General features: G+C 64.1%; 21 protein-coding genes. 15 read left to right on the top strand and 6 right to left on the bottom strand.

Annotated elements, in window-relative coordinates:
• Window positions 1-169 precede the first annotated feature (169 nt).
• From ileS to arfB, 7 genes are all read left to right on the top strand, one after another.
• A complete protein-coding gene (gene ileS / locus B5V03_RS02510) occupies window positions 170-3169 on the top strand; it encodes an isoleucine--tRNA ligase (RefSeq protein ID WP_129267710.1) in 3000 nt (999 codons plus the stop codon).
• Between the two features lie 8 nt (window positions 3170-3177).
• Window positions 3178-3672: a signal peptidase II gene (gene lspA, locus B5V03_RS02505; RefSeq protein ID WP_129267709.1), complete on the top strand. Its 495-nt coding sequence runs from the start codon at window positions 3178-3180 to the stop codon at window positions 3670-3672.
• A gap of 97 nt (window positions 3673-3769) precedes the next feature.
• A complete protein-coding gene (locus B5V03_RS02500; RefSeq protein ID WP_164987758.1) occupies window positions 3770-4495 on the top strand; it encodes a hypothetical protein in 726 nt (241 codons plus the stop codon).
• A gap of 206 nt (window positions 4496-4701) precedes the next feature.
• The gene (locus B5V03_RS02495) at window positions 4702-6093 is read left to right on the top strand and encodes a M16 family metallopeptidase (protein ID WP_129267872.1); all 1392 of its coding nucleotides are present in this window, start codon (window positions 4702-4704) and stop codon (window positions 6091-6093) included.
• Window positions 6090-7457, top strand: coding sequence for a M16 family metallopeptidase (locus B5V03_RS02490; protein WP_164987739.1), 1368 nt, complete (start codon window positions 6090-6092; stop codon window positions 7455-7457). Before B5V03_RS02495 ends, B5V03_RS02490 begins: the two co-directional genes overlap by 4 nt.
• A 197-nt stretch (window positions 7458-7654) precedes the next feature.
• Window positions 7655-9817, top strand: a complete 2163-nt coding sequence (locus B5V03_RS02485; protein ID WP_129267706.1) for an FG-GAP-like repeat-containing protein — start codon at window positions 7655-7657, stop codon at window positions 9815-9817.
• A gap of 185 nt (window positions 9818-10002) precedes the next feature.
• A complete protein-coding gene (arfB, locus tag B5V03_RS02480) occupies window positions 10003-10419 on the top strand; it encodes an alternative ribosome rescue aminoacyl-tRNA hydrolase ArfB (protein ID WP_129267705.1) in 417 nt (138 codons plus the stop codon).
• Between the two features lie 64 nt (window positions 10420-10483).
• On the opposite strand, the gene B5V03_RS02475 is transcribed toward arfB, so the two are convergent.
• Entirely contained in the window at window positions 10484-10792 is a 309-nt protein-coding gene (locus B5V03_RS02475; RefSeq protein WP_129267704.1) for a hypothetical protein, read from the bottom strand.
• Window positions 10793-11100: 308 nt separating this feature from the next.
• On the opposite strand from B5V03_RS02475, the gene B5V03_RS02470 reads away from it, so the two are divergent.
• The 4 genes from B5V03_RS02470 to B5V03_RS02455 are packed head-to-tail and all read left to right on the top strand — an operon-like array spanning window position 11101 to window position 14066.
• Window positions 11101-11487, top strand: coding sequence for a c-type cytochrome (locus tag B5V03_RS02470; RefSeq protein ID WP_164987757.1), 387 nt, complete (start codon window positions 11101-11103; stop codon window positions 11485-11487).
• Window positions 11488-11883 carry a VOC family protein gene (locus B5V03_RS02465; RefSeq protein WP_129267702.1) on the top strand — a complete coding sequence of 132 codons (396 nt, stop codon included), beginning with the start codon at window positions 11488-11490 and terminating at the stop codon, window positions 11881-11883.
• Window positions 11884-11919: 36 nt separating this feature from the next.
• Window positions 11920-12468, top strand: a complete 549-nt coding sequence (locus B5V03_RS02460; RefSeq protein WP_129267701.1) for a gluconate 2-dehydrogenase subunit 3 family protein — start codon at window positions 11920-11922, stop codon at window positions 12466-12468.
• Window positions 12469-12497: 29 nt separating this feature from the next.
• Window positions 12498-14066: a GMC family oxidoreductase gene (locus tag B5V03_RS02455; protein WP_129267700.1), complete on the top strand. Its 1569-nt coding sequence runs from the start codon at window positions 12498-12500 to the stop codon at window positions 14064-14066.
• Between the two features lie 167 nt (window positions 14067-14233).
• Here B5V03_RS02455 and B5V03_RS02450 read toward each other — a convergent pair whose 3' ends face one another.
• A complete protein-coding gene (locus B5V03_RS02450; protein ID WP_129267699.1) occupies window positions 14234-14551 on the bottom strand; it encodes a ribbon-helix-helix domain-containing protein in 318 nt (105 codons plus the stop codon).
• 240 nt (window positions 14552-14791) lie between these two features.
• Here B5V03_RS02450 and mutL point away from each other — a divergent pair, with 240 nt between their 5' ends.
• A complete protein-coding gene (gene mutL, locus B5V03_RS02445; RefSeq protein WP_129267698.1) occupies window positions 14792-16597 on the top strand; it encodes a DNA mismatch repair endonuclease MutL in 1806 nt (601 codons plus the stop codon).
• A 42-nt stretch (window positions 16598-16639) separates the two neighbouring features.
• On the opposite strand, the gene rsmD is transcribed toward mutL, so the two are convergent.
• Both rsmD and B5V03_RS02435 read right to left on the bottom strand, forming a co-directional pair.
• Window positions 16640-17194: a 16S rRNA (guanine(966)-N(2))-methyltransferase RsmD gene (gene rsmD, locus B5V03_RS02440; RefSeq protein WP_129267697.1), complete on the bottom strand. Its 555-nt coding sequence runs from the start codon at window positions 17192-17194 to the stop codon at window positions 16640-16642.
• Window positions 17195-19297, bottom strand: coding sequence for a pseudouridine synthase (locus B5V03_RS02435; protein ID WP_164987738.1), 2103 nt, complete (start codon window positions 19295-19297; stop codon window positions 17195-17197). It lies immediately after the preceding gene.
• 119 nt (window positions 19298-19416) lie between these two features.
• On the opposite strand from B5V03_RS02435, the gene B5V03_RS02430 reads away from it, so the two are divergent.
• Entirely contained in the window at window positions 19417-19875 is a 459-nt protein-coding gene (locus tag B5V03_RS02430; RefSeq protein ID WP_129267871.1) for a nucleoside deaminase, read from the top strand.
• Here the strand turns inward: B5V03_RS02430 and B5V03_RS02425 are convergent.
• Window positions 19872-20777: an alpha/beta fold hydrolase gene (locus B5V03_RS02425; protein WP_129267695.1), complete on the bottom strand. Its 906-nt coding sequence runs from the start codon at window positions 20775-20777 to the stop codon at window positions 19872-19874. The two genes, B5V03_RS02430 and B5V03_RS02425, sit on opposite strands and share 4 nt — an antisense overlap.
• 187 nt (window positions 20778-20964) lie before the next feature.
• The gene (gene purD / locus B5V03_RS02420) at window positions 20965-22248 is read right to left on the bottom strand and encodes a phosphoribosylamine--glycine ligase (RefSeq protein ID WP_129267694.1); all 1284 of its coding nucleotides are present in this window, start codon (window positions 22246-22248) and stop codon (window positions 20965-20967) included.
• Between the two features lie 335 nt (window positions 22249-22583).
• Between purD and B5V03_RS02415 the strand changes: the two genes are divergently transcribed.
• Both B5V03_RS02415 and B5V03_RS02410 read left to right on the top strand, forming a co-directional pair.
• Window positions 22584-22838 carry a hypothetical protein gene (locus B5V03_RS02415; RefSeq protein ID WP_129267693.1) on the top strand — a complete coding sequence of 85 codons (255 nt, stop codon included), beginning with the start codon at window positions 22584-22586 and terminating at the stop codon, window positions 22836-22838.
• 63 nt (window positions 22839-22901) lie between these two features.
• Window positions 22902-24554 carry a YecA family protein gene (locus B5V03_RS02410; protein ID WP_164987737.1) on the top strand — a complete coding sequence of 551 codons (1653 nt, stop codon included), beginning with the start codon at window positions 22902-22904 and terminating at the stop codon, window positions 24552-24554.
• Window positions 24555-24705: the final 151 nt, after the last annotated feature.

Raw genomic sequence — 24705 nt, 5'->3', positions numbered from 1 at the left:
CCTTAGCCCCCTGCTATGGAGAGCCCATGTTTGCGCGGCGCATCATAGGGATTAGCGGCCCGGCTTCCGCCTGAGCCCGAAGGCTCGGCGCAAGACCGGGATTTGGTCGTTTCACCCCGCGATTCCGCATCGCCATCCGTTTCCGCGCCATTCCGAGCCAGTCAGCCCCATGTCCGAAAAGCCGCAAAAGTCCGATTCCAACGACTATTCGAAGACCCTTTATTTGCCGCAGACGGATTTCCCGATGCGCGCCGGCCTGCCGCAGCGCGAGCCGGAAATCCTGAAATACTGGAACGACATCGGCCTCTACGACAGACTGCGCCAGGAAGCCGAGGGCCGCCCCAAATTCGTGCTGCATGACGGCCCGCCCTACGCCAACGGCAACATCCATATCGGGCACGCGCTGAACAAGATCCTCAAGGACGTCGTGACCAAGAGCCAGCAGATGCTGGGCTTCGACTCCAATTACGTACCTGGCTGGGACTGCCACGGCCTGCCGATCGAATGGAAGATCGAGGAGGAGAACTACCGCAAGAAGGGCAAGCAGAAGCCCGACTTCCGCGACTCCACCGCGATGGTGGCGTTCCGAAAGGAGTGCCGCGCCTATGCGACGCACTGGATCAATGTGCAGCGCGAAGAGTTCAAGCGGCTCGGCATCGTCGGTGACTGGGATCATCCCTATCAGACGATGAGCTATCCGGCCGAAGCGCAGATCGCGCGCGAGCTGATGAAGTTCGCGGCCAACGGCACGCTCTATCGCGGCTCCAAGCCGGTGATGTGGAGCGTGGTCGAGAAGACCGCGCTTGCGGAAGCCGAGGTCGAGTACGAGGACTTCACCTCCGACATGGTCTGGGTGAAATTCCCGGTCACCTCGCCCGCGCATGGCGCGCTGGCTTCCGCGAGCGTGGTGATCTGGACCACCACGCCGTGGACGCTGCCCGGCAACCGCGCCATCTCGTTCTCGCCGAAGATCGCCTATGGCCTCTTTGAGGTGACGGACGCGCCCGCGGACAATTGGGCCAAAAACGGCGATCTCCTGATCCTGGCCGATGCGCTCGCCGCAGAGGTGTTCAAGCAGGCGCGCGTCACGTCCTATAAGAAGGTGCGCGACATTCCAGGCGACACGCTGGACGCCGTCGAGTGCGCTCATCCCTTGCGCGGCTTCGACGGCGGCTACGAGTTCATCGTGCCGCTGCTCGCCGGCGATCACGTCACCGACGATACCGGCACCGGCTTCGTGCACACCGCGCCGAGCCACGGCCGCGAGGATTTTGACGTCTGGATGGCCAATACCCGCGAGCTCGATGAACGCGGCATCTCGACCGCGATCCCCTACACTGTCGACGAGAACGGTGCCTACACCGCACAGGCCCCCGGCTTCACCGGCAAGCGCGTGCTCAACGACAAGGGCGAGAAGGGCGATGCCAACGAGGCCGTGATCAAGGCGCTGATCGAGGGCGGCAAGCTGCTGGCGCGCGGCCGCCTCAAGCACCAATATCCGCATTCCTGGCGCTCGAAGAAGCCGGTAATCTTCCGCAACACGCCGCAATGGTTCATCGCGATGGACAAGGACATCAGCGAGGATGGCCATGCGAAGAAGGGCGACACGCTGCGCGCCCGCGCGCTGCATGCGATCTCGGTGACGCAATGGGTGCCGCCGTCAGGCGAGAACCGCATCAACGGCATGATCGCCAATCGCCCTGACTGGGTGATCTCGCGCCAGCGCGCATGGGGCGTGCCGATCGCTGTGTTCGTGCGCGAGAAGAGCGACGGCTCGGCCGAGATCCTGCAGGACGAGATCGTCAACCAGCGCATCAGCGAAGCCTTCATGGAGGAAGGCGCCGACGCCTGGTACATGGACGGCGCCCGCGAGCGCTTCCTCGGCTCCCGCGCGAGCGAAGACTGGAAAAAGGTCGACGACATCTGCGACGTCTGGTTCGATTCCGGCTCCACGCACGCCTTCGTGCTCGAGGATCGCCAGAACTTCCCGCAGCTCGGCAACATCGTCCGCAAGATCGACGGCGGCAGCGACACCGTGATGTACCTCGAAGGCAGCGACCAGCATCGCGGCTGGTTTCATTCCTCGCTGCTGGAAAGCGCAGGCACGCGGGGCCGCGCGCCCTACGACATCGTGCTCACCCACGGCTTCACGCTCGACGAGAACGGCCGCAAGATGTCGAAGTCGATCGGCAACACCGTCGAGCCGCAGAAGGTGATCAAGGATTCTGGCGCGGACATCCTGCGCCTGTGGGTCTGCGCTACCGACTATGCCGACGACCAGCGCATCGGCCCGGAGATCCTGAAGAACACCATCGAGACCTATCGCAAGCTGCGCAACACCGTGCGCTGGATGCTTGGAACGCTGCATCACTTCAAGCCGGCCGATGCGGTCGCGCCTGCCGAGATGCCCGAGCTCGAGCGGCTGATGCTGCACGAGCTTGCGGTGCGTGCGGACGTGGTCCGCAAGGCCTATCAGGAGTTCGACTACAAGACCGTGGTCGCGACCCTGTCCGCCTTCCTGAACAGCGAGCTCTCCGCGTTCTATTTCGACATCCGCAAGGATACGCTCTATTGCGATCCGCCGTCCTCGCTGACACGCAAGGCGGCGTTGACGACGATCGACCTCTTGTGCGCCTCGGTCCTGAAATGGCTGGCGCCGATCCTGAGCTTCACCGCGGAGGAATCCTGGCGGATGTACAGGCCGGACGCCGAACCGTCGGTGCACCTGACGCTATTCCCCGAAAACCTCGAAAAGCTTCGCGACGACAAACTCGCCGCGAAGTGGGAGACGATCCGCAACGTCCGCCGCGTCGTCACCGGTGCGCTGGAGCTCGAACGCGCCGCCAAGAACATCGGCTCGTCGCTCGAGGCCTCTCCGGTGATCTATCTCGCCGACCGCGACATGCTGGCGACGCTGTTCGACACTGATCTTGCCGAGGTCTGCATCACCTCGAACTACGAGGTGCGCGAAGGCGAGGCGCCGGCCAATGCATTCCGTCTCGATGCGGTGCCTGGTGTCGCGGTGATCGTCGAGAAGGCGATCGGCACCAAATGCGCCCGCTCCTGGAAGATCTCGCCGATGGTGGGCGAAGACGCTGAATATCCCGACGTCACCCCGCGCGATGCCAAGGCGCTGCGCGAATGGAAGGCGTTGGGCGTGAGCGTCTGATCCCGGCCATGACCCCGCTCCGCGCCGGCATCCTCGCGGCCATGGCCACGCTCGTGGCCGACCAGGCTTCAAAGCTCTGGCTGCTGAACGTGTTCGACCTCGCCCGCCGCGGCGCGGTGCAGGTGATGCCGTTCTTCGACCTGGTGCTGGCCTGGAACATCGGCATCAGCTTCGGCTGGCTCCAGAACGACAGCCAGGCGGCGCAGATCGCGCTGATGGCCGTGAAGGTCATCGCCGTGGTCGCACTGGCGATCTGGATGGCCAGGTCGCACACGCTGCTGGCGACCATCGCGCTCGGGCTGATCATCGGCGGCGCGATCGGCAACGGCATTGACCGCTTCGCCTACGGCGCGGTGGTCGATTTCGCCCTGTTCCACATCGAGATAGGCGGAAATACCTATAATTGGTATGTTTTCAACCTCGCGGATGTGGCCATCGTTGCTGGGGTGGCGGCGCTATTGTATGATTCCTTCCTGGGGGTACCCGCCGCAAAAGCGCCCTGATCCCGGCCGATACGGGCGGGGAGGCGGAACCTTGCTTTTTTGCGAGGACTGGCCGCGTGCGAGCGGCGATCTGTCACAATATGGAACAGGTACAGTGATGCGCAGCTCCGAGACCAGCGGTTCGATGGTTCGAGATCCCCAATCCGGGTTCTGGCGGGCGTTGAAATTGTCCGCTGTCGCGCTCGGCATCGGTCTCGTGATGTCAGCAGGCGCGGCGCGCGCCGGTGACGACGACGATGATGACGACGGGATGACCTTCGAAGAGAAGATCATCGACAATCTGATGTCCGGCATCGGCGCCAAGAGCATGGAAAAGCCCGGCATCGAATACCGCGAGCGCTCGCCGCTGGTGGTGCCGCCCAAACTCGACCTGCCGCCTCCCGCGTCCCAGGCCAAGGCCGCGCCGAACTGGCCCAAGGACCCCGAGGAGAAGCGCCGCAAGGAAGCCATCGCCGCACGGAAGAAGGCCACCAAGGCGACTGAGAATTGGCAGGCAGCCCAACCGCTGACGCCCGCCGAGATGAAGGCCGGCCAGACGGCCGCACCCGAGCGCACGAGCAATGATCCGATTCAGCCGGGCACCAACTCCAACCCGTCGCTTAGCCCCGCCCAGCTCGGTTTCACCGGCGGTCTGTGGGGCATGCTAAAGGGTGGCAGCGGCTCCGAGGAGACGAAGTTCACGTCGGAGCCCCCGCGCCAGTCGCTGGTCGAGCCTCCGCCGGGATACCAGACGCCGTCCTCGAACTACGCCTATGGCGCCGGTAAGGACAATACGAAAAAGACCTATTTCGACATCATGTCCGGCAAGGACAAGGAACAATAGCGCCCCTCGCGCGCAGCGACATCCGGACAGAAGCGAACTCGGCGCCGGCGGCTGATGCACGCCGGACGCGGTCCGTAAATTGCTTATCAGTAACTTGCCTAAGCGTTGAGTTCTCTGCTTCGTGACGCGAAGCCTCAGCCGCACGGTGTAGCATGCCGTGCCTCCGAGCCGGACATCCGGACCTCGGCCTTTCACCAGGGATCATGATGTCTGCAAACCGACCGGTTGCCTGCCTCCTTGCCGCGCTGCTTTCGACCAGTGTCCTGACGGCCGGCGCCGCCCTCGCCCAGACCACGGTGACATCGGCCCCGCCTGCCAGCTTCACGCTTCCCAACGGCCTCCAGGTCGTGGTGATCCCGGATCACCGCACGCCTGTTGTCACCGAGATGATCTGGTACAAGGTCGGCTCGGCCGACGAGACGCCGGGCAAATCCGGGCTCGCGCATTTCCTCGAGCACCTGATGTTCAAGGGCACGTCGAAGCATCCGGTCGGCGAATTCTCCCAGACCGTGCTCCGTGTCGGCGGCAACGAGAACGCCTCGACCTCGGTCGACTACACCAACTACTACCAGCGGGTGCCGAAAGAGCAGTTGCCGACCATGATGGAGTTCGAGGCCGACCGCATGACCGGCCTCATCCTCAAGGACGAGAATGTGCTGCCCGAGCGCGATGTCGTGCTCGAAGAGTACAACATGCGCGTCGCCAACAATCCCGATGCGCGGCTCAACGAGCAGATCATGGCCGCGCTCTATCTCAACCATCCCTATGGCCGACCGGTGATCGGTTGGCATCAGGAGATCGAGAAGCTCGATCGCGAGGATGCGCTCGCCTTCTACCGCCGCTTCTACGCGCCGAACAATGCGATCCTGGTCATCGCGGGCGACGTCGAAGCTGCCGACGTGCGCCCGCTGGTGGAGCGCAATTTCGGCTCGATCCCGGCCCAGTCCGCAATCCCGGCACAGCGCGTTCGTCCGCAGGAGCCTGAGCCGGCGGCACCGCGCACCGTCACGCTGGCCGACCCGCGGGTCGAGCAGCCGAGCCTGCGCCGCTATTATCTCGTGCCCTCCGCAACGACGGCCGCGGCCGGCGAGAGCGCGGCCCTCGACGTGCTGGCGCAACTGATGGGCAGCGGCAGCAATTCCTATCTCTACCGCGCCCTCGTCGTCGACAAGCCGCTGGCGGTCTCCGCCAGCGCCAGCTATTCCAGCACCTCGCTCGATCCGACCCAGTTCGCGGTGGCGGCCTCGCCGAAGCCCGGCGTCAGCTTTGCCGAGGTCGAGCAGGTGATTGACGGCGTCATCGCCGACATCGCGCAGAACCCGATCCGCGCCGAGGACCTCGAGCGGGTCAAGACCCAGCTCATTGCGGAGGCGATCTACGCCCAGGACAATCAGGCCGTGCTGGCGCGCTGGTATGGCGGCGCACTGACGACGGGCCTGTCGGTCGAGGACATCAGGAGCTGGCCGGACCGCATTCGTGCCGTCACCGCCGAGCAGGTTCGCGCCGTTGCGCAGAAATGGCTCGAGAAGAAGCGTTCGGTGACGGGCTATCTGATCAAGGACACCAGTGCCGCCAAGCGCGAGGAGAAGCGTTCGTGACCTATCCCTTCCTTCGACGCGTCGCCTTCTCGCTTGCCACCGGCGCGGCGCTTGCGCTCGCGACCGTCTCGCCGTCGCAAGCCGCCGCAAAAATCCAGCGCTTGATCTCGCCCGGCGGTATTGAGGCCTGGTTCGTGCAGGACGCGACCGTGCCGTTGATCGCCATGGAATATTCCTTTGCCGGCGGCTCGGCGCAGGATCCCAAGGACAAGTCCGGCGTCGCCAACCTCGTCGGCGACCTCCTCGACGAGGGCTCCGGCGATCTCGACTCCAAGACCTTCCACGAGCGGCTCGACCGCCGCGCCATCGAGCTCTCCTTCAGCGCCACCCGCGACACCTTCCGCGGTAGCCTGCGCATGCTGCGCGACAACAAGGACGAGGCCTTCGACCTGCTGCGAAGCGCGCTGACCTCGCCGCATTTCGACACTGCGGACGTCGAACGCATCCGCTCGCAGGTTCTCTCCGGCCTGCGCCGCGAAACCACCAACCCGACCTCGCTGGCAAGCCGCAAATTCCTCGAAGTCACGTTCGGCGATCATCCCTACGGCCGCCAAACCAACGGCACACTCGACAGCGTGCCGACCGTCACGGTCGCCGACATGAAGGATTATGTCGGCCGCGTGCTCGCCAAGGACACTTTGAAGGTCGCAGTCGTCGGCGACGTCGATCCGGCCACCCTCGGCAAGCTGCTCGATCATACCTTTGGCAGCCTGCCCGCCAAGGCCGATCTGACGCCGGTCGCCGACATCGAGGCCGCAAAACCGCCGCAGCGCGCTTTCGTGCCGCTCGACGTGCCGCAGACCGTGATCACCTTCGGTGGCCCCGGCGTGAAGCGCAGCGATCCGAGCTTCATGGCGGCCTATGTCGTCAACCACATCCTCGGCGGCGGGGGATTGTCCTCGCGGCTCTATCGCGAAGTTCGCGAGAAGCGGGGCCTTGCCTATTCGGTGTACGAATCGCTCCTGTGGATGGAGCATTCGGCGATCTTCATCGGCAACACCGGCACCCGCGCCGACCGTGCCGGCGACACCATCGACGCCATCGACAAGGAGGTGCGCCGCATCGCCGAGGAGGGCCCGACGCAGAAGGAGCTCGACGAGGCCAAGTCGTACCTGAAGGGCTCGCAGATGCTGGCGCTCGACACCTCCTCGAAGCTCGCGCAGGCGCTGCTGCAATATCAGCAGGACAAGCTGCCGATCGACTATATCGAGAAGCGCAACGCCATCGTCGATGCGGTCACCATGGATGACGCCAAGGCGGCCGCCAAGCGGCTCTGGGGTCAGGGCCTCTTGACCGTCGTCGTCGGCCGCGCCCCGCAGGCCGCTGCTCAGCCGGCCGCGGCACCGGCGACGAAGTCGAACTGAGCTGAGGCAAAGCGGGCTGCTCCTGCGCCCGCGAGCTCGCATCACAACGCAGGGTGTACGATGACATCCCGCGCGCGGCGCGATTGACTCCGGAAATGAGGCTTAATATCGTCCCCGCGGGGAGTTGGGGAGCGCTTGCGACAGGCTGATACCTGTCGCGGGGAAAATTGTGTCCGGCTCCAGAAGCAGGAGCCGCCATGGCCGTCGACAACGACGTTCTCTCCATCACGGGGACGCAACAATTCTCGCGCTGGAATACCGACGCACCGCTCGGCACCGCAGTCGTCGTCACCTTCAGCTTCAACTCTGCTCCCGCAGCCTACGACACGACGGCGCGACCGGGCTTTTCGGCTTTTTCCGACGCCCAGAAAGACGGTATCCGCCAGGCGCTGGGCGTTTGGGCGGCGGCCAGCGGAATCTCATTCATCGAAGTCCCTGAGGCGGTGGGCGGTCAGATCCGCTTCAACATGTACGACATGTCCGGAGTGCTCAATTCGGTCGGCCAACAGGCCAGCGGATACGGCTACTATCCCGGGTACCAATTCATCAACGTCGGAGGTACTCCGACCTACTTTCCTGCCTACAACAATATCGGCGGCGACGTTTTCCTCAACGCCAATTACTACGCGGGCAATGATGCAATCATGGCGCCCGGTCATCGAGGATATTCAGTCACGCTTCACGAAATCGGACACGCGCTCGGATTCAAGCATCCATTCGAAGGCTCGCCGACGATTGACCCCGCCCACGACAATAGCAGCTACACGGTCATGTCGTATAATCGTCCGGATACGACGGTTTCGCTGGGGACGGTCGATGTCGCCGCGTCGCAATACTATTACGGCACGAGCGACATCAGCCACAGCTACAATGCTGCGACCCAGACCGTCACCTTTATGGGCAGCGGTGTGGGAGAGTGGATTCTCGGCACCGAACTGAACGACGTGATCTACGGCGGCGGTGGCGACGATCATCTGCGGGGGGAGGTCGGCAACGACGTTCTGGCGGGAGGCGTCGGCAACGACATACTGACCGGCGGCGCAGGCAACGACCTCTTCGTGTTCAACCCTGGCGACGGCTCCGACACCATCACCGATTTCGTCGCCGGCGCACACACCGACGACCGGATCGACCTGACCGCATTTCATACCACCCTCGCACATGCCTTGGGACAGGCGGCCCAGGTCGGCGCCGACACGGTGCTCAGCTTTGCGAGCGGAGAGACCCTAACGCTCCAGAACGTCACCAAGGCCACTCTGGACCGCGACGATTTCGTCGGCGTGGTGAACAAGGCGGTGAACGATTTCAACGGCGACGCCCGAAGCGACATGCTGCTGATCAACAACGCCGCCCACACCGTCTATCAGTGGCAGATGAACGGCACCCAGCTATCGGCCAATCTGCTAGTCGGCACCATCAACGGCGCGGCCGGCTGGAACTATATCGGCAACGCCGACTTCAACGGCGACGGCAAGGCCGACATGCTGTTCATCAATTCGTCGACCCATGGCATCGCCGAGTGGCAGATGGACGGCAACACGATCTTGGCCAGCCCGCAGATCGGGACCTATAACGCCGCGAGCGGATGGAGCTACACCGGCACCGGTGATTTCAACGGCGACGGCAAATCCGACCTGCTGTTTCAGAACGCCACGACCCACGGCGTCGCGATCTGGCAGATCGACGGCACGCAGGTGACGGCGGCGCCGCAGATCGGCATCGTGGCTGCCGGATGGGCCTATACCGGCACCGGCGATTTCAATGGCGACGGCAAGACCGATCTGCTGTTCTCGAACGCCGCAACCCACGGCGTCGCAATCTGGCAGATGAACGGCACCCAGGTCACCGACGGTGGGCAGATCGGCACCGTCAACGCCGCCGCCGGCTGGCACTTCACCTCGACGGGCGATTTCAACGGCGACGGAAAGACCGATCTCCTGTTCCTCAACGACACCACCCACGGTGTCGCGATCTGGCAGATGGACGGCAACCGGATCACGGACTCCCCCCAGATCGGCGTCATCAACGCGGCCGCCGGCTGGCACTTCCAGGATACCGGCGACTTCAACGGCGACGGCAAGACCGACCTGCTCTTCCTCAACGATACCACCCACGGCGTCGCGACCTGGCAGATGAACGGCACCCAGGTCACCGACGGTGGGCAGATCGGGACCGTCAACGCCGCTGCCGGCTGGCACTTCGACGCCGTGCGCGACGTCAGCGGCGACGGGAAATCCGACCTCGTGTTCGAGAACAGTAACACCCACGGCGTCGCATCATGGGTGATGGACGGCACCCAGGTGGCGGCGAACGCGCAGTTCGTCACCTACGACGCGGCGAACTGGCATTTGTATATTTGACGCGTCGAGCGGTGACGGAGCGGTCGGGGGCTCTTCGTGGGGTCGGCCGTCAAGGCCGGCGCCGCCAGCTCGCACCTGACTGTTTAAGGGGCTGGCCGCCGCCAGCCCCCGGGGGCAAACGACGAAGGGATCGGCTAGATTGGCGCCCGCCTGATTCCTCCCTGAACACTGATTGTGGTGCCATCATGCTGCGGATATCCCGCGATCTCGTCATCGACGAGGACGACATCGAGATTGTTTTTGTCCGCGCCTCCGGCCCGGGCGGGCAGAACGTCAACAAGGTCTCGACCTCGGCCCAGTTGCGCTTCGACACAAGCAAGCTGACCATCCCGGAGGATGCGACGATCCGGCTCGCCCGCATCGCGGGCCAGCGCATGACCAAGGACGGCGTGATCGTGATCCACGCCCAGCGCTTCCGCACCCAGGAACGCAACCGGCAGGACGCCATCGACCGGCTCGTCGATATCCTGACCGAGGCGATGATCCGGCCGACGCCGCGGCGCGCGACGCGGCCGACCTTCGCCTCCAAGCAGCGCCGGCTCGACGGCAAGAAGCGCCGCGGCGACGTCAAGTCGAAGCGCGGCGTCCGCTTCGACGATTAGCAGACGCAGCTGAAAAAACTCCGGCCGCGGGGGCGACCGGAGTTCTGCCGTTTCTCCGGCGGGACTAGTAGCGCTTGCCCGTGGCGGCACCGCCCGTCGCGGCATCGTCGGCGGTGCCCTTGTGTGCCGCGCTGCCCGTGGTGCCGACCGTGCCCCTGGTGCCCTTGGTCGACTTCATGCCCGGCGTCTCGCCCGCCGTGCCCGGCTGGGCGCTCATCTCCTCGTCGCCGCTGCCCATCGTGTTGCCTTGCATGGGTTTGCTTTGCACGGTGCCGCTTGGCTTGACACCGGACGACGTACCTTGCGCGAGAACGGGTGTCACAATGAGGGCCGAGAGAGCGCATGCGATTGCAGAGGTCTTCACCAACTTCATCCAATTCTCCTGGATTTTTTCGCGATGAATGGCGCGGCGAGTCGCGACGCCGCTCGTCCGCTACCTGGCCATTGCATCGCGTCGAGAGTTCAAGCGGCGCAACCGTCATGCAATGCGCATGGTGTGGTGATCGTTTAGGGATTTGGCGGCGGTTTCGCGGAATTGTGCTCCGCATATAAGGCAGCGCGGAACAACAACACGCGATTTCAAGCATCTCGGCGCGCAGGGAAACAGCCCGCTACTACCACCGCATCTTTGCCGCCGCCTAGAATTTGCACACGTTGATGTGGATGGGCGGATTCTTGGCGATGCGCGCGATCGTGCTGGGGTTGTGCACCGCGATGGTGCTGATGGTGCGCGTTGCTGATGCGCAAATGCCCTTGCCGGCTGCAAAGCCGCCGGATGGCGCGACTCTGTTTAAGCAGCAATGCGCAGTGTGCCACACACTGAGCCTGTCGGAACCGGTGCGGCAAGGCCCGCCGCTGGTCAAGATCGTGGGCCGCCCCGCCGGCAAGGTCGAAGGCTTTCATTATTCGGACCCCCTCGCGAAAGCCGACTTCGCCTGGGACGAGACCAGACTCGATGCCTGGCTGAGCAATCCGCAAGCCGTCATTCCCGGCGCGACCATGGTCTACCGGCAGGCCAAGCCGGAGACGCGCGCGGCCATCATCGCCTATTTGAAGGAGCAGAACTGAATGGCAAAGCCCGTTCATTCCATGATCCGCGTGTGCGACGAGGCGCGTTCGCTCGACTTCTACCGGCGCGCCTTCGGCCTCGAAGTCGCCGACTACCTGAAGTTTTCCGACTTTGCCCTGATCTATCTGCGTCACCCGTCCTCACCTTTCGAGTTGGAGCTGACGGTCAACTTCGATCGCAAGGAACCGTACGCGCTCGGTGACGGCTACGGACATCTCGCCGTGGTGGTCGAGGACCTCGATGCCGAACACGTCCGCTTCGAGCGCGAAAAGCTCGCACCGGGGCCGCTGCGCGACTTCAAGCACGACGGCAAAACGCTGGCGCGCTTCTTCTTCGTCAGCGATCCCGACGGCTACAAGATCGAGGTGATCCAGCGGGGCGGACGTTTCAACTGAACGAAAATCATAAAATCAAATCTACGGAGGAATGCCATGAGAGAAGTCGATCGCCGAAGCAAGCACAGTCGCCGTGTCTTTCTCAAGGGTGCGGCCACCGCCGTGCCGGTCGTCGCTGTCGCGACAAGCGTCACTGTGAGTATCGAGGACGCCTGGGCCGATGACGCGAGCGCACTCTCGCCCGCGACGATGAAGACACTGCTGAAGGTCGCGCGCGACATCTATCCGCACGATGTGCTCGGCGACAGCTACTACATCACCGCGATCAAGCCGTGGGACGGTAAGGCGGCGAAAGATCCCGCCGTCAAGTCGCTGATCAGCGATGGCATCGCGCGGCTCGATCAGAACGCGCGCGATCGTCACAAGACGCCCTATGCCGAAGTGCCCTGGGAAGCCGATCGCGTGGTGTTGCTGAAGGAGATCGAGGGAAGCGACTTCTTCCAGAAGGTGCGCGGCGACCTCATTGTGTCGCTCTACAACCAGAAAGAGGTCTGGCCGCGGTTCGGCTACGAGGGATCCTCCGCCGAGCACGGCGGCTACATCAACCGCGGCTTCGCCGACATCGACTGGCTGCCGAAGGCTTAAAGACCAGACAACGGTTCAGGAGAACGCATATGGCAAAATTCGATCTGAACGATTCCAGCGTTGTGGTGATCGTCGGCTCCGGTGCCGGCGGCGGCACGCTTGGCAACGAGCTCGCGCAGAAGGGCGTCAAGGTGGTCATCCTCGAAGCGGGTCCCCGCATCGAGAACCAGGACTTCGTCAACGACGAGTGGGAGAGTTTTTCGCAGCTCGCCTGGACCGACGCGCGCACCACATCCGGAACATGGCGCGTCGCCAAAGATTTTTCGGGGCTTCCTGCCTGGATCGTCAAGGCGGTCGGCGGCTCGACCACACACTGGGCCGGCGCGTCGCTCCGCTTCGACGAGCATGAGTTCAGGGTAAAGAGCACCTACGGCAACATTCCCGGCGCCAATTTGCTGGACTGGCCGGTCACGCTCGCGGAGATCGAGCCGTGGTACGCCAAGGCCGAGAACAAGATGGGCGTGACCCGTACCAACGGCATTCCCGGACTTCCCGGCAACAACAATTTCAAGGTGCTGGAGGCCGGCGCAAAGAAGCTCGGCTACAAGACCGTGCACACCGGCAACATGGCGATCAACAGCCAGCCGCGCGACGGTCGCGGTGCCTGCCAGCAGATCGGGTTCTGCTTCCAGGGCTGCAAATCCGGCGCGAAATGGTCGACGCTCTACACCGAGATTCCCAAGGGCGAGGCGACCGGAAATCTCGAAGTGCGGCCGAGCAGCATGGCGGTCAAGATCGAGCACGACGCCGGCGGCAAGGTCACCGGCGTCGTCTACGCCGACGAGAGTGGCGCGATGCAGCGCCAGAAGGCACGTATTGTCGCGGTGGCCGGCAATTCGATCGAAAGCCCGCGGTTGCTGCTCAACAGCGCCTCGAGCATGTTCCCCGACGGCCTCGGCAATTCATCGGGCCAGGTCGGCCGCAACTACATGCGTCACATGACCGGCAGCGTCTATGCGGTGTTCGAGAAGTCAGTGCACATGTATCGCGGCACCACCATGGCCGGGATCGTCCGTGATGAAGCCGCCAACAATCCGAAGCGCGGCTTCGTCGGCGGCTACGAGATGGAAACGCTGTCGATCGGCCTGCCCTTCATGGCGGCGTTCCTCAATCCGGGCGCCTGGGGCCGTCCGTTCACCGCGGCGCTCGACGGCTATCCCAGGATGGCCGGCATGTGGCTGGTCGGCGAGGACATGCCGCAGGAGACCAACCGCATCACGCTCGATCCGGTCGTGAAGGACAAGCACGGGCAGGCGGTCGCCAGCGTGCATTTCGACGATCATCCCAACGATCTCGCGATGCGCACACACGCCTACAAGCAGGGCGCAGCGCTCTATGACGCCGTCGGCGCCACCGTGACCTATCCGACGCCGCCCTATCCGAGCACGCATAATCTCGGCACCAACCGGATGAGCGAGAAGCCGCGGGACGGCGTGGTCAACAAGTTCGGCCAGAGCCACGACGTCAAGAACCTGTTCGTCTCCGACGGCAGCCAGTTCACCAGTGGTGCGGCCTGCAACCCGACGCTGACCATCGTCGCACTCGCGATCCGGCAGGCGGACTACATTTCGGGTGCGATGCAGAAGAAGGAGATTTGAGGTCGGGCGTCATCGGCTGGGACCGGAGCACACCGCTCCCTCCCCGTCATTGCGAGCGAAGCGAAGCAATCCAGAGTCTTTCCGCAGCGGCAGTCTGGATTGCTTCGTCGCACCAGCGCAAAATTGCTTCGCAATTTTGTCGCGGGCTCCTCGCAATGACAGTGGGGCTATTCCGCCGCGTCGAGGATTGGCGCCACTGCCGCCTTGAATTCCTGCACCGTCGCGACGTTCCTGGACCGATAGATCAGGCATGAACACCGCAGCAGCGAGGCGAAATTGTTGACCTCGCCGAGGTGGTCGAGCACCTCGTTGTAGAGCGTGGTCAGGAATTTTCCGACGCTCATGCTCTCCTTGGCCGCGATCTCCTCCAGCGTGTCCCAGAACGCCATCTCCAGCCGGATCGAGGTACAATGCCCGCCGATCCGCAACGAGCGGGTCTGGGATTCATAGTCGCGTTGGGGCTGGTGCGCGAAGAGATGGCACATGGCGTCCTCCCGTCCTGTTGCCGTTTTTTCACGATGCTACACCGCGGCCCGGCACCCCACAATCAGGACCGAGCGGGAAGATCGGCCTTTGGCCAGCGCGCAATTTTGTCGAACGTCCAATATCTTCAATGTGATAGATAGCCTTCTTCCCCAGGGCGCCACGTTCCTGTTGCCCAACACATGCTTTTGACGCAACACCGCCTAGAATAGCGCCGTCAGCGAATCCAGATCCAAGGCCCCATGCCCGTCCGCCAACTGCCAGAGCAAGTCGTCAACCGCATCGCCGCGGGCGAGGTGGTCGAGCGTCCGGCGAGCGTGGTCAAGGAACTGGTCGAGAACGCGATCGATGCCGGCGCGAGCCGGATCGACGTCTTCACCGATGGCGGTGGGCGGCGGCGGATCGGCATCACCGACGACGGCAGCGGCATGACCGCGAAGGATCTCGCGCTCGCGGTCGAGCGCCATGCGACGTCAAAACTCGACGACGAGGATCTGCTCCAGATCCGCACCCTCGGGTTCCGCGGCGAGGCGCTGCCCTCGATCGGCTCGGTCGCGCGTCTCTCGATCACCACGCGGCATGCCAGCGAGCCGCATGCCTGGGCGCTGACGGTTGAGGGCGGCGAGAAGTCCGAGATCATGCCGGCGGCCCTCGCGCACGGCACGCGGGTCGAGGTCAACGACCTCTTCTACGCGACTCCGGCACGGCTCAAGTTCTTGAAGACCGATCGCACCGAGGCGGAGGCGATCCGCGAGGTGGTGCGGCGCCTCGCCATGGCGCGGCCGGACGTCGCCTTCACGTTGGCCGGCGAGGAGCGCGCGCCGGTGACCTGGGCTGCCGCCCTGCCGGGCACCGCCGGACGGCTGACGCGGCTCAGCGATATTCTCGGTGCAGAATTCCGCAGCCATGCCTTCGAGGTCCATGCCGAACGCGAGGGCGTCGTCGTCTCCGGTTATGCCGCGGCGCCCGCGCTGACCAAGGCCAACGCGCTCGGGCAATATCTCTTCGTCAACGGTCGCCCGGTGCGCGACAAGCTGATTCTGGGCGCGGTGCGCGGGGCCTATGCCGATTATCTGCCGCGCGACCGCCATCCGGTGCTGGCGCTGTTCGTCACGCTCGATCCGCGCGAGGTCGACGCCAATGTGCATCCCGCCAAGACCGAGGTCCGCTTCCGCAATGCCGGCCTCGTCCGCGCGCTGATCGTGCACGGGCTGAAGGAAGGACTCGCGCGCGAAGGCCGCCGCACCGCCGCCAATAGCGGCGAGAGCGCATTATCCTCGTTCCGCCCCGCCTTCACGCCGCCGCGTCCGGCAAGCTGGGACTGGCGGGCCTCCCCATCTGCCCCGATGCCGTCATTCGAAGGCTCGGCCGCGCCTGTCTTCGCCGAGCGCGCGCAGACCGCGTTCGATGTCGGCGCGCCGAGCGCGGACATCAGGTTCGAGACGCAGCCGGTGGCTGACCTCGTCGACCGTCCGCTCGGCGCGGCACGCACCCAGATCCACGAGACCTACATTGTCTCCCAGACTCGCGACGGCCTGATCATCGTCGACCAGCACGCCGCGCATGAGCGCATTGTCTATGAGCGGCTGAAGGCTTCGCTTGCCGCGAACGGCGTGCAGCGGCAGATCCTGCTGATCCCCGAGATCGTCGAGATGGACGAGGCCACGGTGGAGCGCCTGCTGGAGCGCAGTGAAGAGCTTGCCTCGTTTGGGCTAGCGATCGAATCGTTCGGCCCCGGCGCGGTCGCGGTGCGCGAGACGCCGTCGCTGCTCGGCAAGACCAATGCCGGCGGCTTGTTGCGCGATCTCTCCGAGCACATGGCCGAATGGGACGAGGCGCTTCCGCTGGAGCGTCGCCTGATGCACGTCGCGGCGACCATGGCCTGCCACGGCTCGGTGCGCGCCGGCCGCCGCTTGCGTCCGGAGGAGATGAACGCCCTGCTCCGCGAGATGGAGGACACCCCGAACTCCGGCCAGTGCAACCACGGCCGCCCGACATACGTGGAGCTGAAGCTGAGCGATGTGGAGAAGCTGTTCGGGCGGAGATAGCTCCGGACATGTAGGATGGGTAGAGCGAACGCTCTATCCATCCTACGGCTTCTTCAAAAACACGAACTCCGTGTCGTCATACGCGCGCCGCTCCAACTCCTCGAACCCCTCCGGCGTCACGAACTGCGCGGCCTTGGCCTCTTCCACCACCAGCAACGCGCCCGGCGTGAGCCAGCCGCCATCGCGCAAGCTCGCGAGCGCCTTCTCGGCGAGGCCTTGATGATAGGGCGGATCGAGGAACACCAGCGAGAACGGCTCGACCGGATGCGCGGGCCCGAGATCGGTGGCATCGCGGCGATAGACTTTTGTCACGCCGCCGAGGCCAAGCGACTCGACATTGTTGCGCAGCAGCGCCCGCGCCTCCGCACCATTGTCGACGAACAGCACGAATTTCGCACCGCGTGACGATGCTTCGATGCCGAGCGCACCGGTGCCGGCGAAGAGATCGAGCACGCGCGCATCTTGAAGCGGATCGTCATAGGCGTGCACGAGAATGTTGAACACGGACTCGCGCAGGCGGTCCGCCGTGGGGCGGATGTCGCGCGAGGACGGTGAGGCGAGATTGCGCCCCTTCAAACGACCGCCGACGACGCGCAACTAGTCCTCCCGCGGCGTCAGGTCGCGCTTGCCGTGATAGCCGCGCTTGGGACGGCGCGGCGGGCCGTAGCCGTTGGCCTCTTCCTCGTTGCGCTCGCGCGCTTCCTCGCTGCCGGTGCGCTGCACCAGCACGCGGCGGCCCTTGCGGTCGTTGATCACGCCGCGCTTGCTGGCGGGCTTCTTCTCGCGCGGCGCATCGTCGTCGCCCGTCGATGCCTTCTTCGGCACATCGAACTGCGCGCCCGACTTCTCGATCACCTTGTCGCCGAGCTGGTCGCGCAGCACACGCGACTTGATCTCCTCGACCTGCCCCTCGGGGACCTCGCCGAGCTGGAACGGGCCGTAGGAGACGCGGATGAGGCGGTTCACCTCGAGGCCGAGATGGGCGCAGACGTTGCGCACCTCGCGGTTCTTGCCTTCGCGGATCGCGAACACCAGCCAGACATTGGCGCCCTGGTCGCGCTCCAGCGTCGCTTCGATCGGGCCGTATTTGACGCCTTCGACCTCAATGCCGTTCTTGAGCTCGTCGAGCTGCGCCTGCGTGACGTCGCCATGGGCGCGGACGCGATAGCGCCGCAGCCAGCCGGTGTCGGGCAGCTCGAGCGTGCGCGCGAGCCCGCCGTCATTGGTGAGCAGCAGCAGGCCTTCGGTGTTGAAGTCGAGCCGGCCGATCGAGATCAGGCGCGGCAGGCCTTCAGGCAGATTGTCGAACACGGTCGGACGACCCTCGGGGTCGTCATGCGTCGTCATCAGCCCGCGCGGCTTGTGATACAGAAACAGCCGCGTGCGCTCGCGCTCCGGCAACGGCTTGCCGTCGACCAGGACGACGTCGTTCGGAGTGATGTCGAGCGCGGGCGAGTTGATGATGCGGCCGTTGACGGTGACGCGGCCCTGCGTGACTATCTCCTCGGCATCGCGACGCGAGGCAAGCCCCACGCGTGCCAGCACCTTGGCGATGCGCTCGCCGGCCTTCTTCGGCTTCGGCGCCTCTTCGCGACGCGGACGCCCTTCGAAATCACGATCGCGCTGGCGATAGGCGCCGCGGCCGCCGAAGGCGGGACGTTTCTCGAAGATCCTGCTCTCGTCCTCGTTTTCACGGCGCGGACGATCACCGAAACGACCTTCGCTGCGCGGATGTTCGTGCCAGTCCGAGCGCCCCTCGGAACGCTCGCGCGGCCGATTGAATTTCGGCCGGTCACCGCCGCGGTCGCCATCGCCATCGCGGCGCGGCCGATCGAACTTCGGCCGATCCTCGCGCGGCCGATCGAACTTGGGCCGTTCGCGGAACGGACGATCACCCGACGGACGATCGTCGCGCGAGCGCGAAAAGCGCGGACGATCCTCGCCGCCGCCGTCGCGCTTCTGCCAAGGCTTGTCCGCGCCGCGGTCGCGGCCGCCGAAATCCTTGCCGAAATCCTTGCGCGGCCCGCGATCCGGTGCACCCCGCGAAAACTTCCGCTCGCCGTCGAACTTGCGTTCCGGGCGGTCGCCGCGCGGCGCGCGATCACCGCGATCGAAATTCGGGCGGTCTCCACGCGGCTTGAAGCTGCGCTCGCCACGATCCTCGCGCGGCCCGCGATCCGGGCCGCCCCGCGAAAACTTCCGTTCGCCATCGAACTTGCGTTCCGGACGGTCACCGCGCGGCGCGTAGGGCTTCTTGTCGCCGAACTTCCGCTCACCGGTCCGGCCGGCGGGTCGGGAATCGTCGCGATCCCGGCGCGGCGGACGGTCGTCGCGGCCATAGGACGGGCGATCACCGCGCGGCTTGAACGGCCGCTTCTCACCATCGCGCGAGGAGCGATCGGAGAACGGGCGGTCGCCACGCGGCTTGAAGCTGCGTTCGCCACGATCCTCGCCGCGCGGCCGGTCTTCGCGATTGAATTTCGGACGGTCACTGAAATCGCGGCGCGGGGCATCGCCCTCCTCGCGGCGGCGGAACGGACGGTCCCCACGGTCGGCGCGGGGCGGGCGGCTGTCGCTCTTGCCCTCGAAGCCGCGCTTGGCGAACTTCTTCTCGGGGCCGCGTGCCTTGCCGGACCGGCCCCCCTTGGGGGGGCCTCGCCGGCCGCGGGAATCGTTGTCTTTGTCGCTGTCGCGAGGCATGAATAATCTCACTCAGGGGGTGGCCGATGAGCATTGTGCGCGCTCATTCGGAGCCGCATGCTCAGGCAATATCGATAAGCACTTCTGCTGAAGGCGCAGCTACTAGCAGGTTTCTTCGGATGATACGAGGCTTGAAAGCCCCCTCTTTCATGGATTTGGCGCTCAAAACGGCCGAAAATGCCGGAAAGGCGGGCGAAGTTCCGATCGGATGCGTGGTGGTCCGAAATTACGAGGTCATCGCCACCGCGGCGAACCGGACGCTGACCGATTACGACCCGACCGCCCATGCCGAGATCGTTGCGCTGCGCGAGGCGGCCAGGAAGATCGGCAGCGAGCGCCTGGTCGACTGCGACCTCTACGTGACGCTGGAGCCATGCACCATGTGTGCGGGCGCGATCTCCTTTGCAAGGGTCCGGCGGCTCTATTACGGCGCGGCCGACCCCAAGGGCGGCGCGGTGGAATCGGGCGTGCGGTTCTTTGCCTCGCCGACCTGCCACCACGCACCGGATGTCTATTCCGGGGTCGGCGAGAGCGAGGCGGCGCGGCTGCTCAAGGAGTTCTTCCGGGAGCGGCGCTAAGGCGCGAGGAAGAACTCGCGCAGCGCCTTCGCGGTGACGTCGGGGTTCTCCTCGGTGAGGAAGTGGCCCGAGTCGACCGGCATGCCGTCCACGTTCGTCGCCCATTGCTTCCAGGTGTCGAGCGGCGTCGCGGCGGCTTGCGCCACGCCGGCATTGCCCCACAGCGCCAGCATCGGGATGGTGATCTTCTTGCCGGCTTCGAAATCGGCCTTGTCGAGGTCGTAGTCGAAATAGGCGCCGGCGCGGTAGTCCTCGCACATCGCGTGGACGCGGGCGGGATCTCGGAACGGGGCGATGTAGTGCTCGAGCGCGCGCGGGTCGATCGCATCGAGCGTCTTCGACTTGGTCTGGCTCGCCATCTTGAAGCGCAGGAAGAACTCGCCTTGGCCCGAGATCAGCGTCTCCGGCAAGGGCGCGGGCTGGGCCAGGAAAGTCCAGTGATAGATCTTCAGCGCGTAGGCGCGGTTCATCCGCTCCCAGTAATTATAGGTCGGCAGGATATCGAGCACGGCGAGTTTTGACAGCCGGCCGGGATGGTCGAGCGCGAGGCGATACGAGACGCGGCCGCCGCGGTCGTGGCCGGCGAGCGCGAAGTGGACGTGGCCGAGGCGCTCCATCACCTCGACCATGACCTTGGCCATCGCGCGCTTGCTGTAGGGGATGTGCAGCGCGTCGCTCTCGGGCATGTCGGACCAGCCATAGCCCGGCAGGTCGGCGATGATCAGCGTGAATCTGTCGGCCAGTTGCGGCGCCACGCGGTGCCACATCACGTTGGTCTCGGAGAAGCCGTGCAGCAGCAGCAGCGGCGGGCCGTTGCCGCCGACGCGGGCGAAGATGCGGCCGAAGGAGGTGTTGATCCATTCCGAGGCAAAGCCCGGATAGAGGTCGGCGAGATCGGACATCTTGTTGCATCCTTGTTGGGTCAGTCGCGAGGGTGCCTCGACATGAAAGTCGAAAACAACCCCATGCACAGTAGCTAAGTTCAATGCCTGCTTGAATAATTCAGAATGCGGCCGTGGTGGCCGAAAAGCGGGGGATTCCGGAGCGGCGCGTGGCGCGCGCCGGCCGGAATGACGGGCTAATTCTTAGTTATTTCCTGGCCTTCTCGGCCTCCACCGCCTGCCAGCCGATATCGCGGCGACAGAAGCCTTCCGGCCAGCGAATGCGGTCGACGGCCTGATAGGCGCGGCTCTGCGCCTCGGTCACGGTCGCCCCCAGCGCGCAGACATTGAGCACGCGGCCGCCATTGGCGAGGATCGCGCCGTCCTTCTCGACGGTGCCGGCGTGGAAGATCTCGGCGGTCTCGACCTCAGCGGCCTCCTCCAACCCCTCGATGCGCGTGCCCTTCTGGTAGTCGCCGGGATAGCCCTTGGCCGCCATCACCACGGTCAGCGCGGAGTCCGGATGCCAGCGCAGGTCGAAATTCTTCAGCTGGCCGTCGCATGACGCCAGGAACGCCGGCACGATGTCCGACATCATGCGCAGCATCAGGACCTGGCACTCGGGATCGCCGAAGCGGACGTTGAACTCGAACAGCTTTGGGCCCTGCGTCGTCAGCATGATGCCGGCGTAGAGGATGCCGCGGAACGGCGTGCCGCGCTGCTTCATGCCGGCAACCGTCGGCAGGATGATCTTCGCCATGATCGCGTCGTGGACCGCCGGCGTCACCAGCGGCGTCGGCGAATAGGCCCCCATGCCGCCGGTGTTCGGGCCGAGATCATGGTCGAACACGCGCTTGTGGTCCTGCGCGGAGGCCAGCGGAATGGCGGTCTCGCCGTCGCACAGCGCAAAGAAGCTGATCTCGCGGCCCGCCAGAAACTCCTCGATCACGACCTCGGCGCCGGCCTCGCCGAAGGCGCCCTCGAACATCATGGCGATGGCGTCCTCCGCCTCGCGCACGGTCTTTGCGACGACGACGCCCTTGCCGGCGGCAAGGCCGTCGGCCTTCACCACGATCGGCGCGCCCGTGCTCTGCACATAGGCGCGCGCGTCATCGGCGTTGGTGAAGCGCTGATAGGCGCCTGTGGGAATGCCGAATTCGGTACACAGCGCCTTGGTAAAACCCTTGGAGCTTTCGAGCTGGGCGGGGATTTTGTTCGGCCCGAACGCCTTGATGCCGACAGCGGTGAGATCGTCGACGATGCCGGCCGCCAGCGGCGTCTCCGGCCCGACCACCACGAGCTCAACCGCGTTGGTCCTGCAGAAGTCGATCACGGCCGCATGGTCGGCCACATCGAGCGCCACGCATTCCGCCTCGCGCGCGATGCCGGCATTGCCGGGCGCGCACCAGAATTTGGTCACCAGGGGAGAGGCTGCGATCTTCCACGCCAGGGCATGTTCGCGGCCGCCGGAACCAAGCAGGAGAATGTGCATCGAGGGCTCAGGAATGAGGGGTTTGCTGGGGGCGGAGGTCGCACGAATCGGGGCGGGTGTGAAGGGGGGCGGGGCCTCACTCCCCGTCATTCCGGGGGCGCGGCGAAGCCGTCCCTTCTCCCCTTGCGGTCACCTTTCGTTACGGCATCTGGGCGGGCTTAGCGAGGCTGCTAATGCGTCGGCGCGATAGCCGGTGTTTGGTGCTGCGACCGCCGGTAGAGCGAGCCAAAAGCAGGGCCCGCGCTGCACGGCGGCGCGACGGAGTTACCGTAGAACCCCGGCGTTCGAGCGGCTGCGACTCAGATAAACTTGAGGCTGCCCACGGAGATTCCAGCATGGCAACCGGTCCAAGCAAGGCCCGCTACCCTCACGTCCCGGAGCGCAACAAGCGCATCTGCGCCCGCTACGACGAAGGCGGCGCCTCTGGTCTGTCGTTGACGGTCCTCGGAAAGGAGTTCGGCCTCAATCGCGAGACCATTCGCGGCATCATCCGTCGCCGCGACCATGCGCGCCGACGAGCAGAGGCACTTGCGCCGCTCAGAGAGGCGTTTGCGAAGGGCGTAAGTCGGCAAGCCAGCGACCGTCGATAGGCCCATGGCAGAGCTAGACGAGATCGGCTTCCGATTCGAAGCGCAAGTCATTTTGGAGCAGCGTTGGCCAAAATTGGACGAAATCAGCCGTGCGACTGTGGCAGTGGTCTGAAGTACAAAAAATGTCACGGCAAATATCCCATCTCTGCATCCTTCCACGATGCAGAGCACGAACGGGCGTTTCAACAAGCGATCCGCAAGATGGAAGCCGAGCGCGTGCAGCGTCAGAAACAGCAAGGACTAGGAAAAGGAATTATCTCGGCGCCTCTGAACGATCATCGAATTGTCGCTGTCGGCAACAGGGTTTATTACTCCAAGAATTGGAGGACATTCCATGATTTCCTCAGAGGCTTCTTGATCGATCTGCTGGGGAAGGATTGGTTTCAGGCAGAATCGAATAAGCCGGATCCTGAGCGCCACCCCATCGTTCGCTGGTTTCATCAGGCCATCACAGATGCAAAGCGGCTCAGTGTAGTATCTGGCGACATTCACGTCGGACCAATGACCGGCGCGCAGCGCGCGTTTATCAATCTTGCCTACAACCTCTATCTAATCGCCCACCACGCAGATCCGAAGCAAGTAGATCAACTCACTTCGAGTTTCGTAGAGAGGTTGAAGAGCGAGCGCGCTGACGATTTTATTGGAAAGCTGTTTGAGACATACGCGGCCGCAGCATTCCTGAAGGCTGGCTTCAACCTTGCCTATGAGAACGAGACAGACGGGCGCTCATCGCACGTTGAATTCGTCGCCACGTATCCAAAAACCGGAGCAAAATTCTCGGTCGAAGTGAAAGCGAGAAACCGATCTACAGCCGAGGACGGACCAATAGATGAAATCAAGCGTTTACGGGTTGGTAACAAGCTCAACAAGGCATTGTCGAAGCATGCCCAGCACACGCGCATCGTAGTGATCGAAGTTAATGTTCCGGACATCGTGACAGAACCATCATTCGAAGATGGATGGCCACGAGCAGCCCTCGATCAGATCCGCAGCGTCGAAAAGGCCCCGGCTCCCGACGGCGGCGAAAAGCCAAGCGCATACGTGCTGGTGACTAATCACTCGTTTCACAACAATCTGGACGCAATCGGCAGCAGCACTCAGGTGATCGCAGCAGGTTGCCGCATTCCAGACTTTGGACCTGACGTCGGCTTTAATCGCTTAAAAGAAGTTCTTGAATCTCATGACCGGCACAAGGAAATGCTAGCTCTTCTTGATTCGATGAGAGAGCACTACGAGATACCGTCCACATTCGATGGCGAAAACCCCGACTTCGCATTCGCGCCAAAGGATTCGCCGCCACGGCTGCGTTTCGGGGAAATTTATTCAGTCCCAGACGCAAGAGGAAAAGAAATCCCGGCTCGGCTCTACGAGGCGATTGTGTTGGAGCGCGAAAAAGCAATCATGGGCTGTTATCAGTCACTGGACGGAGGCGAGAACATAATGGTGCGCACGCCAATGACTGATCTGGAAATCGCTGCGTGGAAACGTCATCCCGACACGTTCTTTGGAGAGCTGCGCCAGATTCCGAAGCGAGCGACAAACTGGATAGAGCTAGCTATGTCCTTTTACGATACCTACAAATCGACGCCTCGTGAGAAGTTGCTTGAGTGGATGGCAATGGCCGACGACATCGAGTACCTCAAGACTCTGTCACAAGCGGACCTCGCGATCCTGTACTGCGAGCGCCTTGGCTGGGGTGCGGCAAACAAGCCATAGACTTTTGGAATTACGGTGACAGTGCTGGACTGCACCCCTGAAGTGAGACACGATAATTACAGTGACAGTGGGGTTGTCACGATGCGTTACCGCGCGTTGTTTTGCGCGAACGCGGTTTCGAACTCAAGAGGCGACTGGTATCCGAGCGCCG

It is taken from the genome of Bradyrhizobium betae (assembly GCF_004123905.1).
In the GTDB taxonomy this organism is placed as follows: Bacteria; Pseudomonadota; Alphaproteobacteria; order Rhizobiales; family Xanthobacteraceae; genus Bradyrhizobium; species Bradyrhizobium betae_A.
Note: the sequence above shows the minus strand (reverse complement) of the source record. Positions and strands in the feature narration are given on the sequence as shown.

Coding starts and splice junctions, on each gene's coding strand:
- B5V03_RS02500 (WP_164987758.1), top strand. CDS start 3,770: ATGCGCAGCTCCGAGACCAGCGGTTCGATGGTTCGAGATCCCCAATCC.
- B5V03_RS02470 (WP_164987757.1), top strand. CDS start 11,101: ATGCGCGCGATCGTGCTGGGGTTGTGCACCGCGATGGTGCTGATGGTG.
- B5V03_RS02450 (WP_129267699.1), bottom strand. CDS start 14,551: ATGTGCCATCTCTTCGCGCACCAGCCCCAACGCGACTATGAATCCCAG.
- arfB (WP_129267705.1), top strand. CDS start 10,003: ATGCTGCGGATATCCCGCGATCTCGTCATCGACGAGGACGACATCGAG.
- B5V03_RS02485 (WP_129267706.1), top strand. CDS start 7,655: ATGGCCGTCGACAACGACGTTCTCTCCATCACGGGGACGCAACAATTC.
- B5V03_RS02475 (WP_129267704.1), bottom strand. CDS start 10,792: ATGAAGTTGGTGAAGACCTCTGCAATCGCATGCGCTCTCTCGGCCCTC.
- mutL (WP_129267698.1), top strand. CDS start 14,792: ATGCCCGTCCGCCAACTGCCAGAGCAAGTCGTCAACCGCATCGCCGCG.
- B5V03_RS02460 (WP_129267701.1), top strand. CDS start 11,920: ATGAGAGAAGTCGATCGCCGAAGCAAGCACAGTCGCCGTGTCTTTCTC.
- B5V03_RS02495 (WP_129267872.1), top strand. CDS start 4,702: ATGTCTGCAAACCGACCGGTTGCCTGCCTCCTTGCCGCGCTGCTTTCG.
- B5V03_RS02415 (WP_129267693.1), top strand. CDS start 22,584: ATGGCAACCGGTCCAAGCAAGGCCCGCTACCCTCACGTCCCGGAGCGC.
- lspA (WP_129267709.1), top strand. CDS start 3,178: ATGACCCCGCTCCGCGCCGGCATCCTCGCGGCCATGGCCACGCTCGTG.
- B5V03_RS02435 (WP_164987738.1), bottom strand. CDS start 19,297: ATGCCTCGCGACAGCGACAAAGACAACGATTCCCGCGGCCGGCGAGGC.
- purD (WP_129267694.1), bottom strand. CDS start 22,248: ATGCACATTCTCCTGCTTGGTTCCGGCGGCCGCGAACATGCCCTGGCG.
- B5V03_RS02455 (WP_129267700.1), top strand. CDS start 12,498: ATGGCAAAATTCGATCTGAACGATTCCAGCGTTGTGGTGATCGTCGGC.
- B5V03_RS02430 (WP_129267871.1), top strand. CDS start 19,417: ATGATACGAGGCTTGAAAGCCCCCTCTTTCATGGATTTGGCGCTCAAA.
- ileS (WP_129267710.1), top strand. CDS start 170: ATGTCCGAAAAGCCGCAAAAGTCCGATTCCAACGACTATTCGAAGACC.
- B5V03_RS02425 (WP_129267695.1), bottom strand. CDS start 20,777: ATGTCCGATCTCGCCGACCTCTATCCGGGCTTTGCCTCGGAATGGATC.
- B5V03_RS02465 (WP_129267702.1), top strand. CDS start 11,488: ATGGCAAAGCCCGTTCATTCCATGATCCGCGTGTGCGACGAGGCGCGT.